This window comes from Thermosynechococcus sp. QKsg1, from assembly GCF_031586415.1.
In the GTDB taxonomy this organism is placed as follows: Bacteria; Cyanobacteriota; Cyanobacteriia; order Thermosynechococcales; family Thermosynechococcaceae; genus Thermosynechococcus.
Genome location: NZ_CP134200.1, coordinates 1,279,411 through 1,291,375, shown reverse-complemented (window position 1 = coordinate 1,291,375; position 11,965 = coordinate 1,279,411). Strand labels below are relative to the sequence as shown.

Annotated in this window: 12 protein-coding genes and 1 tRNA gene; 5 read left to right on the top strand and 8 right to left on the bottom strand. The window is 51.6% G+C overall.

The window, feature by feature from the left end:
* Positions 1–13: 13 nt before the first annotated feature.
* Complete coding sequence (locus RHP47_RS06505) at positions 14–1,183, top strand: SpoIID/LytB domain-containing protein (RefSeq protein ID WP_310841361.1); 1,170 nt, start codon at positions 14–16, stop codon at positions 1,181–1,183.
* Between the two features lie 52 nt (positions 1,184–1,235).
* A complete protein-coding gene (locus RHP47_RS06500) occupies positions 1,236–1,874 on the top strand; it encodes a histidine phosphatase family protein (RefSeq protein WP_149819261.1) in 639 nt (212 codons plus the stop codon).
* 1 nt (position 1,875) lies between these two features.
* On the opposite strand, the gene frr is transcribed toward RHP47_RS06500, so the two are convergent.
* The 3 genes from frr to RHP47_RS06485 all read right to left on the bottom strand — a co-directional run bounded on the left by frr (position 1,876) and on the right by RHP47_RS06485 (position 3,265).
* Positions 1,876–2,424, bottom strand: coding sequence for a ribosome recycling factor (gene frr / locus RHP47_RS06495; RefSeq protein ID WP_149819259.1), 549 nt, complete (start codon positions 2,422–2,424; stop codon positions 1,876–1,878).
* A complete protein-coding gene (gene pyrH, locus RHP47_RS06490) occupies positions 2,411–3,139 on the bottom strand; it encodes a UMP kinase (protein ID WP_310841360.1) in 729 nt (242 codons plus the stop codon). The genes frr and pyrH overlap by 14 nt, the downstream gene beginning before the upstream one ends.
* Positions 3,140–3,191: 52 nt before the next feature.
* A tRNA-Arg gene (locus RHP47_RS06485) sits at positions 3,192–3,265 on the bottom strand.
* A gap of 65 nt (positions 3,266–3,330) precedes the next feature.
* Between RHP47_RS06485 and nblR the strand changes: the two genes are divergently transcribed.
* The 3 genes from nblR to chrA all read left to right on the top strand — a co-directional run bounded on the left by nblR (position 3,331) and on the right by chrA (position 6,177).
* Positions 3,331–4,020, top strand: coding sequence for a response regulator transcription factor NblR (gene nblR, locus RHP47_RS06480; RefSeq protein WP_286627120.1), 690 nt, complete (start codon positions 3,331–3,333; stop codon positions 4,018–4,020).
* Positions 4,001–4,513, top strand: coding sequence for a DUF192 domain-containing protein (locus RHP47_RS06475; RefSeq protein ID WP_149819253.1), 513 nt, complete (start codon positions 4,001–4,003; stop codon positions 4,511–4,513). Before nblR ends, RHP47_RS06475 begins: the two co-directional genes overlap by 20 nt.
* A 434-nt stretch (positions 4,514–4,947) precedes the next feature.
* Positions 4,948–6,177: a chromate efflux transporter gene (gene chrA, locus RHP47_RS06470; protein WP_310841359.1), complete on the top strand. Its 1,230-nt coding sequence runs from the start codon at positions 4,948–4,950 to the stop codon at positions 6,175–6,177.
* Here chrA and RHP47_RS06465 read toward each other — a convergent pair.
* The 5 genes from RHP47_RS06465 to RHP47_RS06445 form a co-directional block, all read right to left on the bottom strand.
* On the bottom strand, positions 6,174–6,965 hold the full coding sequence (locus tag RHP47_RS06465; protein ID WP_310841358.1) for a ParB N-terminal domain-containing protein: 792 nt from the start codon (positions 6,963–6,965) through the stop codon (positions 6,174–6,176). The two genes, chrA and RHP47_RS06465, sit on opposite strands and share 4 nt — an antisense overlap.
* A 40-nt stretch (positions 6,966–7,005) precedes the next feature.
* Positions 7,006–7,878: an AAA family ATPase gene (locus RHP47_RS06460; protein WP_310841357.1), complete on the bottom strand. Its 873-nt coding sequence runs from the start codon at positions 7,876–7,878 to the stop codon at positions 7,006–7,008.
* Positions 7,879–7,910: 32 nt separating this feature from the next.
* Entirely contained in the window at positions 7,911–10,574 is a 2,664-nt protein-coding gene (gene clpB, locus RHP47_RS06455) for an ATP-dependent chaperone ClpB (RefSeq protein ID WP_310841356.1), read from the bottom strand.
* A 95-nt stretch (positions 10,575–10,669) separates the two neighbouring features.
* Complete coding sequence (locus RHP47_RS06450) at positions 10,670–11,431, bottom strand: hypothetical protein (protein WP_286649979.1); 762 nt, start codon at positions 11,429–11,431, stop codon at positions 10,670–10,672.
* A gap of 9 nt (positions 11,432–11,440) precedes the next feature.
* On the bottom strand, positions 11,441–11,965 hold the full coding sequence (locus tag RHP47_RS06445) for an SRPBCC family protein (RefSeq protein WP_286649978.1): 525 nt from the start codon (positions 11,963–11,965) through the stop codon (positions 11,441–11,443).

Genomic DNA, 11,965 nt, shown 5'->3' with positions numbered 1-11,965 from the left:
TGAGGAGTAGAATATGCCTTACCTCATTGTGCGTTGGCGTCTTCTGTCGCAGTCGCTGGGTCTTGGCTGCTTGATCAGCCTGCTCCTACAACTGACGGCCGCAGCAGTGGAATTGCGGGTCGCGGTTTTAGATCGGGTACGTCAAGTAACAATTAGTAGCTCCACCCCAGCGCAATTACGGGATGAGGCGGGTCGGGTGCTGACAGTGGCACCGCAGCAGAATATTACGGCGGTTCTGACGGGGGCGGGGGTACAAGCAGGGGGTGTGCGGGGGCGGCAAGTTTTCCTCGAACCTCGAGACAATGGCCTCGTCCGGGTGGGCGATCGCTGGTATCGCGGGCGGTTGCAATTGGTGAGTACCAGTGAGGGGATGATCGCCATCAACCTTGTGGATTTAGAGGAGTATCTGCCCAGTGTCGTTGGTAAGGAAATGTATCCCTCTTGGCCGCTGGAAGCCCTCAAAGCTCAAGCGGTGGCCTCCCGTTCCTTTGTCCTCTTTCGGCGCGATCGCGAACGCCGTCGTCCCGGTAGTCTTTTTGATGTGGGTGCCACCGTCACCCATCAGGTGTATCCGGGGGTCAGTTCAGAAACCGCCAGTACCCTAGCTGCCGTTGCCGCCACCCGCGGTCAAGTGCTCACCTACAATGGCCAAATCATTGAAGCCGTCTTCCATGCCTCCTCAGGGGGTCACACTGAAAATTCAGAGCACATTTGGCAAAATGCCGTTCCCTACCTGCGCGGTACCCCTGACTTTGACCAAGTCTCCCCCAACTTTCAGTGGACGGTGCGTTTCACCGCGGCACAACTGCAACAACGCCTCCCCGGTATTGGTACCATCGTTGGCTTTCGCCCCTTGCAATTGTCCCCCCAAGGGCGAGTCATGGCAGTGCAAGTGGTGGGCACAGCGGGTAGCCGCACCATTTCAGGCAGTGAACTACGGCGGGTGTTGGGATTGCGCAGTACCCTACTGACAATTACGCCAGAGTATGGCAATGTGGCCAGTCAAGGGGGGCACAGTGTGCCAGTGGCCTTTACAATGACTGGCCGAGGTCACGGTCATGGCTTGGGCATGAGTCAATGGGGGGCTTACGGTATGGCATTACAGGGCTACACCTACGACCAAATTTTGGGGCATTATTACCAAGGCGTTACATTGAGTGTATTGGACACGACTCAGCGTTGACGAGCTTTGTGCCCCTCGACTATGCTGCCCCTAGCGGTATGGGGTGAAGGTTGTGGTCTTAACACTCTATTTCTTGCGCCACGGGCAAACTAGCTTTAGTCGCGCCAATGCCTACTGTGGAGAACTGGATCCACCCTTAACGGATGCCGGTCTAGCGATGGCTGAGGCCTTTGCCGAACACTATGCTCAGTTGCCTTGGCAAGCCGTCTTTGTCAGTCCCACGTTGCGCACGCGAACCACGGCACAGTTTTTGTGCGATCGCGTCGGTCTCCAGATGCAGGTTCGCGATGGTCTGCGGGAAATTTACTATGGTCAGTGGGAAGGCCTCTCCCCGGAAGAGGTGAATGCCAAGTTCCACGATGACTATGTGCGCTGGCTGGCGGATCCGGGCTGGAATGCCCCCACAGGGGGTGAGCGGGGGATTGACATCTACTACCGCAGTAATGCCGTTCTCCTAGAAATTGAGCGGGAGTATCCCGACGGCAATGTTCTGCTGGTTTCCCACAAGGCCACCATTCGGATTATGCTCTGTGGTCTTCTGGGTATTGATGTGGGACGATTTCGCGATCGCATTGCTGCCCCAGTAGCCAGTGTCAGTATTGTCGAATATACCTCCCGTGGGCCATTGCTCCTTGCCCTTGCGGAGCGATCGCACCTGAGTCCCGAACTGCGGCACTCGCCGGGCACCTAGCCTATACGGTCATAATGTCCTTTTCTTTCTCGGCGAGCAGGGCATCAATTTTACCGATGTATTTATCGGTGAGCTTTTGCACCTTCTCTTGCAAATCCTTTACCTCGTCTTCAGTGAGTTCTCCGGCTTTACCCTCCTTTTTGATGTGGTCAATGGCATCGCGGCGAATGTTGCGAATGGCAACTTTGCCCCCTTCGGCAATTTTGGCGGCGGTTTTCACCAGTTCTTTGCGTCGCTCTGTGGTCAAGGGTGGAATATTGAGGCGCACACTGGAGCCATCGTTGTTGGGCGTCAACCCTAAGTCAGAGAGTTGAATGGCTTTTTCAATGCTGGCCAATGTGGAGCGATCGTAGGGTTGAATCAAAATCGTGGTTGCATCGGGGGTAGAGATATTGGCCAAGGAGCGCAGGGGGGTTTCCGTGCCGTAGTAGTCCACCATCACCCGGTCTAATAACGCCGCGTTGGCGCGACCCGTGCGGATACTATTAAAGTCATGCTGGGTTGCTTCAACCGATTTTTGCATCCGCTCTTCGACGTCAGCTAATTTCACAGGAGCCTCCAACCATCGTACCAATGGGTTCCCCAGTCAAAGCGCGGTAGATGTTACCGGCTGTTTCTAAACTAAACACAATAATGGGGATATCATTATCTTTACACAGGGCGATCGCTGTGCTGTCCATCACCGCCAAGTTGTGGGTGAGGGCATGGGTATAGGTGAGAGTGCGGTAGCGACGCGCATCGGGATTTTTGTGGGGATCGGCATCATAGACGCCATCGACTTTGGTGGCTTTGAAAATCACTTCGGCATCAATCTCAGCAGCTCGCAGGGCGGCTGTTGTGTCGGTGGTAAAAAAGGGATTCCCTGACCCGGCTCCAAAGATGACCACCCGTCCCTTTTCCAGATGACGAATGGCACGACGACGAATATAGGGTTCGGCTACCTCCTGCATAGCAATGGCAGTTTGTACCCGCGTAGGGACATTCATTTGTTCGAGGGCGTCCTGCAGGGTCAGGGCATTCATAACGGTGGCAATCATACCGATGTAGTCTGCGGTCGCCCGATCCATGCCAGCAGCCGCTCCTTTCACACCGCGAAAGATATTGCCACCCCCCACCACAATGGCAGTTTGAACTCCCGCTTGCACCACCTGAGCAATTTCGTTGGCAAATGCCTGCACCACTTTTGGATCAATGCCGTAGTTCAGGTTGCCCATGAGGGCTTCACCGCTCAATTTGAGCAATACGCGGCGATATTTAGGACTCATTGCGAGGATTCTTGCACTCCAATACGCTCCCCATCAACGATAGCAGGTTAGACGCGCCCGGTTGGACTCGAACCAACGACCAATCGCTTAGAAGGCGAGTGCTCTATTCCGCTGAGCTACGGGCGCATTTTTGAACATTTTCCCACAAGGCATAAGCTGAAAGTAAGATCTTCATAGTAGGGATGATTGAGATGGAGCTAAATTCTCCCCCTTCACGTTTACTTTTGGTCTGCGCTGACAACCACTTGTCACAGCGCATGGGGCAAGACCTCCAAGCCGCAGGCTATGACCCTGTGATTGCAACAACGGAAAAGGAATGTCACTTGGCCTGCGCAGAATGGCAGCCTGCCCTGATCATCATGGACCGCTATTTGGGGCGGCTCAACAGTATGGAGTTGTGCCAGCGGTTGCGCCAGCAGGGGATTAGTTTGCCAATTCTACTGATGCTGGAGAGCGATCGCCTAGAGGATCGGGTGGCGGTGCTGGAGTCGGGTGCCGATGATTACCTACTGCTGCCCTATAGTCCCAAGCCCTTTTTGCAAATGATTCAGCTTTATCTGAAGCCGCCAGTCACCCAAAGTGAGGTGTTGCGATTTGATAATTTGACCCTTGATCTCTTGACGCGGCGGGCGGAGCGCAATGGGCGCACGATCGATCTAACGATGAAGGAGTATGAACTACTGAAGTTTCTCATGGAGCATCCCCGCGAAGTCCTTACCCGTGAGCAAATTTTAGAAAATGTCTGGGGCTATGACTTTTTGGGAGAATCCAACGTCATTGAAGTCTATATTCGCTATCTGCGGTTGAAGATTGAACCCGATGGCGAAAAACGGTTAATTCACACAGTGCGAGGAGTGGGCTATGTTCTCCGTGAAGCGTAAGATGCGCGGGTTGGTTCTGGGATTGGTCACGTTGGGGTTACTGCTGGGCTGTCAAAGTCTGAGCCAAGGGGATCCGGCCGCACCCCCGCAAATGGTTCGCGGCATTCCGCAATATCTACCCATTACGGCCAAGGCACGCATTCACGATACATGGATTCAGTTGGAAGTGGCGCGCACGCCGGCACAGCAGCAGTTGGGCTTGATGTTTCGTCCTGAATTGCCGGGCGATCGCGGGATGCTGTTTCCCATCTCTCCGCCTCAAGTGGCCAGCTTCTGGATGAAGAACTGCCTTATTCCCCTTGACTTGATTTTTCTCAGGGACGGTAAAGTAGTGGCGATCGCCCCCGAAGCTCCCCCTTGTCAAACACTCCCTTGCCCCACCTACGAATCCGGGATTCCCGTGGATGCCGTTTTAGAGCTGGCGGGTGGCCGCGCCGCTGAATTGGGACTTAAGGTCAATGATCCTGTAGAGATACAGTACTTGGCGCCTTGATTGATGGACAGGGTTCCTTAACTCTTAAGGATTGTTATTATTCCAAAGCAATTTAATTAAATTCCGTGCTGTAGCTTTGGTAATAAACTCCCTTAGCTTCCTAGCCTCTTCTACAGCCGTTGTATCTCCTTTTTTTTCACTACTTTTTTCTTCAATTAGAGTAAAAATTAGACCCACGATGCCAATAGCGGTCATAGTCTTTAGGTAGGTCGGTGATTTAGAGAACTTGTCGAGCATAGTCTAAATTTTTGCAAGAAGTTTTGTGGCTAATATAATTTAGCCAAAATCCTAAATTAAGCGCCAAAACCCTGTCAAGGTTTGTTTCACATTTTTTACCTTATCCACAATTGCCGTTACCCCCTCTTGTTTGTTGTTTAACTATATGGCAATATAAGAAAATATAATTAGCTACAGCCATCGCGAGGGAACAAGCCATGCTGGAGTCCGAGGAAGAGTCGTCGTCCCCCCTGCCTCTGAATCTCTGGGAAATGACCGCTGTATTTCTGAAACTGGGCAGTATTGGCTTTGGCGGTGGAATTGCCATGATCGCCCTCATGGAAAATGAGTTTGTTAAGCGACGGCGGCTCTTGGCCATTGATGAATTTCTGCACGGGGTTGCCCTCAGCCAAATCCTAGGATCGTTCCCGGTCAATACGGCGCTCTTTATTGGCTATCGTCTCCATGGATTTTGGGGTGGTCTGTTGGGTAGTCTGACCTTTCTGCTGCCGTCTGTGGTGGCGGTGATTTTACTATCTTGGCTCTATTTTGGGTTTCATACGATTCCCTCGTTGCAAGGTGCCCTAGCGGGGCTAACGCCAGTGGTCATTGGCATTATCTTGGCAGCAGTCTGGTCAATGGGGCAAAAGTCTGTGCGCTCGACGGTAACGATCGCGATCGCCATTGCGGCCTGTCTCGGCAGTTTGACCCACATCAATCCCTTGCTCATCCTTGGCAGTGGCGGCATCATTGGTCTCATTCTCCAACTCAGCCCACCGACAAAAACCACAAAACTCCAAACTTCCCAAAAATCCGCCCTCGTTGGCTTACCCCTAGCGATCCAGACCCTACCCCACCAAGCTGCCCAAATGGCCACTGCCTCTTCTCAACCCGTTCAGTGGCTGACCCTAGTGCTTACCTTCCTCAAAGTGGGCATTGTTTTCTTTGGTGGTGGCTTTGTCCTGATCCCGGTGCTGAAACAACTGTTGATCGATCAGTTGCATTGGCTAACGCAGCAGGAATTTATTGATGGTGTGGCTATTAGTCAATTGACCCCAGGGCCGATCGCTGTCATTGCCACTTTTGCGGGATTCCGTGTTGCTGGTATTGGTGGTGCTCTTCTGGCAACGGTGGCCTTATTTTTGCCCTCCCTATTATTGATGTTTGCTCTTGCCCACTACTATCAAGTGGTGAAGCATCTCCAACGGGTGAAGCAATTTTTGGCAGGGGTCAATCCTGCGGTGGTGGGTATGGTGTTGTCAGCAGCAATTAATCTTGCGCCTGCCATTCTCCACCTCGATCAGCCCGTCAGTCTCATTCTCAATAGCGTGCTCTTGGTCTTTTCCCTTGTGGCGATTACGCGCCTCAAATGGCACCCAGCGATCGCCCTTGCTGTGGGAGCAACAGTTGGATTGTGCGGTGGCCAATGGTTAACTGGCACGGCCTAGAGAGGAAAACTCAAACTTGCTGGTACAGGGCACTTTTCGAGTTTTGCAAGGGTCTGAGACTTCAGTTTCAAAATTTCTTTAAGATGAATGAGAGACTGAAAGGGAGATTGAGTACGAGATTCAATAATCTTTTTGATATATTTTCGACTGCTTTTTTTACTTACTCCTGCATTTATAAGCCACTGTTGGATTTCAGCTTCGGAACCTTGATTAAGCAAGCGTATTTTTAACTGAGGTTGGTTGCGATCTGCCGAGGAGGCTGATAGCATTGTTGTTGGTGTAGACAGTGACACTTGTGACCGTGGTAAGCTATCCAGTTTGGCATTGATGTTTACTAAGGCTGCCTCCATTTCTTTTAGGGACTGAAAAATAGCTTGATTGTGCTCTAGAAGCTGCTGAAGGAGTGTCTTGGTAAGGTTTCCGTTGGAGTTGCTCGCTGGTGAGTCAAAAGCTAAAGGCTCTGTAGTTTGTTCTTGGTTTTGTGCTTCTGTTACTTCAGAAATTGTGGAGTTAGACTGAATTTGACTGAGGATGGCAGTTTCTATTTCTAGCGTGTCGTTTTCCTCAAGAATCAGGGCATTGATTTCTTTAAGATTGGCTTTTTGGGCAGCATAATACTGCTGATGACCTGACAAGAGTTTGAAGCGATGACAGGCTAAGCGATCGCCCAAACGCCGTACCACTAGCGGTGGAAAACAGATACCTGCTTTGAGAATTGAACTAGCCAGTTCCTCGATCCTTCCCTGATCTGCGGGCACAAGGTCAGGGCTCAGTTCAATCGCTGTCAATTGAATACGTTTGCTATTGACCATTGCATTTTAGGGTTGACTAGGATTGCGTCATCCAATTAATTTCATCTGCTAGATGATTAAATTCACGAGCCGAATTTGAATTGGGCTTAAAGCGAAAAATAGATTGGGGGGCTGGTATTTCACTATCGCCACTGGCAGTCACGCGATTGAGGCTATTGGATAAGTCAACAGATTCGGTGATAATTGTCTCTAGAATTTTCAGAGAATACTTATTCGTAATTGCTTCTTGAACAGCAATAAACTTACTTGAATTCCTAGTTCGGCCATGAATTTTTGAGGGCAAAATTCCCACAATATCTAAGGGTTTTTTACCCAACTTTACCCGCAAGTCTGCAAATCGTCGATTAATATCTTTAACAAACGATATGACGTACTTTAGGCCTTGATTGGCAAAGGGCTTAAAATCTGAGGGAATAATTAGATAATCTGAGGCAATCAGGGCAATTTCGGCGTAGAGATCCCAAGCTGGCGGTGCATCTATGATGACAATATCGTAGGCATCCTTGAGTGCTTCTAACTTCATAAGCAGTTGTAGATGAATGGCATCAATCTCCTTCAGTAGATCACGGGTTTCAATGCTCACTAAATCAATATGGGCAGGGACAACATCAATTTCTGGGTGATTAAAAGACTGGGATTTCCTAACCACTTTTGCAATGGGATACTCATCGGCATATCTGAGCACATGGAAGATATGAGCATCCCGCAGTGTATCCTCCTCTTCAAACAGAAAACTCATTAAGCCAGTGGCAAAGGTCGTATTGGCTTGAGAGTCCATGTCAATGACCAAAACCCGCTTTTCCCGACAACGAAAGGCAGCCGCTAAGTTGACAGCAACAGTAGTTTTCCCCACACCACCCTTGTTGTGATAAATGGTAATAACTTTCACGCTTCTTTCCTGTCGAGTCGGTTACTGAAGGCTTAGGAGGCGGTGACGGTGTCGCGATCGCCTGCACCTGCAAGGTTGGCAGGGCTAAAGGTCAACTCACCATTGACCAAATCTACCAAAATCGTATCGCCGGGTGCAAAGACCTCTTCAAGGATCTTCACGGCGAGGGGGTTCTCCAATTCCCGTTGAATGGCGCGTTTCAGAGGACGTGCCCCATAGACTGGATCAAAGCCCACCGCCACCAAATGATCTAGCGCTGCCGGGGTGAGGCGCAGGCGAATTTTTTGATCCGCAAGGAGTTTCTCCACCCGTCGCAGTTGAATTTGAGCAATCTGTGCCAGTTCAGTCCGCCCTAGGCCATGGAAGAGAATCAAATCATCAATGCGGTTGAGAAACTCAGGCCGAAAATACTGTTGCGCGCTTTGGAGTACCCGTTGGCGCATTTCCTCATAGCGACTGTCATCCCCGGCCAAATCTAAAATATGCTCGCTGCCCAAGTTGCTGGTCATAATGATCACGGTATTGCGGAAGTCTACCGTTCGCCCTTGAGAATCAGTGACGCGGCCATCATCGAGCACCTGCAAGAGCACATTAAAGACTTCCGGATGGGCTTTTTCCACCTCATCAAACAGAACTACGGCATAGGGACGACGGCGAATCGCTTCCGTCAGTTGCCCGCCACTGTCAAAGCCCACATACCCCGGTGGTGCGCCAATCATGCGGGAGACGGCGTGTTTTTCCATGTACTCCGACATATCAATGCGCACAAGGGCATTTTCATCATCAAAGAGGGCTTCGGCAAGAGCACGGGCCAGTTCTGTTTTGCCCACCCCCGTAGGTCCCATAAAGAGAAAGGAACCAATGGGACGGGCAGGGTCTTTCATGCCGGCTCGCGCTCGGCGAATCGCTGCGGCCACGGCGGCCACGGCATCAGTTTGACCAATCACCCGCTGATGGAGGACTTGTTCCAGTTGCAGGAGTTTTTGCCGTTCTGAGGCCATGAGTTTTTGCAGCGGAATTCCCGTCCACTTGGCAACAATTTCAGCAATGTCGGCTTCGGTGACTTGATCGCGCAAAAAGGTGCCACCTTCGGCCTGAAGTTCCAAGAGTTGCGCTTCGGTGCTTTCCAATTCCCGTTGCAGCGTCTCGAGGCGACCATATTTAAGTTGAGCAGCTTTGTTGAGGTTGTAGTCCCGCTCCGCTTGCTCGATTTGCAGCTTTACCTGATCTTCCTCTTCTTTGAGGCTGTTGATCCGCTCTAGGAGGTCTTTTTCGGCTTGCCAGCGGGCTTGCATGGCCTGTTGTCGCGGTTGCAGTTGGGCAATTTCCTCTTCGATGCGCTGCAGGCGATCGCGGGTGGCTTGGAGTGGCGCTTGGCTCAGGGGCAGACTTTCTTCCTGTTTGAGGGAGAGTTTTTCCATCTCCAGTTGCCGCAGTCGCCGCTCAAGGGCTTCCAGTTCAGCAGGCTTGGTGGTGATTTCCATTTTCAGTTTGGCCGCCGCTTCATCTACCAAATCAATGGCCTTGTCGGGTAAAAAGCGATCGCTAATATAGCGATCCGAAAGCATCGCCGCTGCCACCAGTGCCGAGTCAGTAATTTTGACGTTGTGGTGAATTTCGTAGCGATCCTTGAGGCCGCGCAAAATTGAGATCGTATCCTCAACGCTGGGTTGGCCAATATACACCTGCTGGAAGCGACGCTCGAGGGCAGCATCCTTCTCAATATGCTTGCGGTACTCGTCTAGGGTGGTGGCACCAATACAGCGCAGTTCGCCCCGCGCCAACATCGGCTTCAGGAGGTTGCTGGCATCCATTGAGGAGTTTTGATTGGCACCGGCACCAACCACGGTGTGCAATTCATCAATAAAGAGAACAATTTGACCGTCGGAATGGGTCACTTCATGGAGAACCGCCTTGAGGCGATCTTCAAAGTCACCGCGAAACTTGGCACCCGCTACTAAACTCCCCAGATCAAGGGAGATCAACCGCCGATTTTTCAAGGATTCTGGCACATCGCCATTGATAATCCGCTGGGCAAGGCCTTCGGCAATGGCGGTTTTACCTACACCCGGTTCACCAATGAGCACGGGATTATTTTTGGTGCGGCGGGAGAGCACTTGAATGACGCGGCGAATTTCTTCATCGCGGCCAATGACGGGATCCAGTTTGCCTTGGCGGGCTGCTTCGGTGAGATCGCGACCGTACTTTTCAAGGGCAGCGTATTTATTTTCGGGGTTTTGGTCTAGGACTTTTTGGGCGCCGCGAATCGCTTTGACGGTGGCCGCCAACTGCTCGCGATCGCAATTCAAAGCGCGGAACAGACGTTGACCAATGCGGCGATCGCCCACAAATGCGAGGACAAGATGCTCAACCGAAATAAACTGATCCTCGTGCTCTTGGCGCAGGCGGTTGGCTTCATCAAGCAGGGCATCCAAACTACGGCCACAGTAAAGTTCGCTCCCCGTTGGCACGCGGGGCTGCTGCTTAGCAAACTCCATCAGCCGCTTGAGCACCCATTCAGTGTCAATATCGGCCCGTTCAAAGATCAGTTGCCCCAGTCCCTCCTCCCGCAGGAGGGCAATCATCAAGTGCTCTGTTTCCAGATATTGGCTGCGATATTCCCGTGCCACATCTTGGGACTTAACAATGGCTTCCCATGCTTTATCAGTAAACTTTGTTGGATCCGTTGGTTGCATAGTGATAATTGAGGGCAAAACCCCACCGACCGTGAATGCATTATGCCATCATCTTCAGTGTAATCAACAGGCCAGCGCCACACTCGCAGGACGACTTATAGAGGTGGCAGATAGAGAAACTGCCGCAGGAGATTAGCGAGTTTTTTCTTGCTGTCATAGCCGCTACTGTAGTACTGCCGCAGGGGAACTGTCTCGCCAGAAGTGAGGTGTACCACAACGCGATAGAGGCGATCGCCATCGGAATCCACGGAGCTTTCAATCGCAATGTCCCTGATCGCGCGCAAGTGCAATTCCTTCTGAGTGCGGCGGAAAAAATTTGCATGGAGAATCGTCAAGGTGCCACTGCCCCGATCCAAATCCAGTGTTAAGACGGATGCGAAAGAAATGAAACTCATCCCTACCAGAAAGAACACCCCCGCAATGATCCCAATGAGCCAGCGATCGTCCACACGCGCTGAAAGTTCGGTTTGATTGGGATTGGCTAAGAACTGATTAATTTGCTGCACCATGGCGGCGCGATCGCCCGGCTCCGAGGAGGCAACGCCTAATATGGTTGAGTTACCCGCTACTTCAAGAACAACGCGGTACATGCGATCGCCTTCGCTGTCAATGTAGTCCTCCAACTTTGCCTGTCGCAGTAGAGGAAGCGGAATTTTCACCCGCTCTTGGCTCACGAAAGAGGTTGTGGTGGCAATACATTCATAGGGTAGGGTTTGGCGTTGGCAGTAAATTTCTGCAACAGGAAAGAAGCTGAGCATCAACGTAGGTACAAGAGCAAACACCCCACCCATAAACCAACTCAGCAAAGGGCGTTCCCGCAAGCGCAAGCGATAGTCCGTTTGCTCTAAAATTTTCATCGCTGATCGTTATCCTTGAGCACGCAAAAATGCTGCGACACTGGCCGCCAACTGCTGAAAGTTGGGTTCAATGCGCTGGCCTAGGTACTCCTCAACTGCGCGGGCAATGATGCCTGCCAAAAAGGAGGGAACACCGGCAATGCGTTTGGGATCGATATGCAAATGCCCCCGGCTGGTGACAATGGTTGAGTCACCCACAGCAATGAATTGATTTTCCCCTTGGCAGTCAATGGCCTCGGTAAAGGCATGGGGTGCAATGCGCCAGCGAGTAAGATAGTCGCGATCGTCCCAATGGGTGTAGTCCGTCCACGAGAGCATTGCCTCACTCAGCAGTGCCCGAGCCGCTGCCGGAATTTCGCCACCCCCATGCCAGACCAGAACCATCTCTAAGATCTCAGGCTGTTCCCTGCGCTCTTGCACCTCAATTTTACGCACATTGGGCATCCAGTTGACTAACTCAGGCAGGCGATCGCGATAGGTGCGATAGACGTGCTCGCGGGGAAAAGGTAATTCTACTTGCGAGGAAATTTCCAT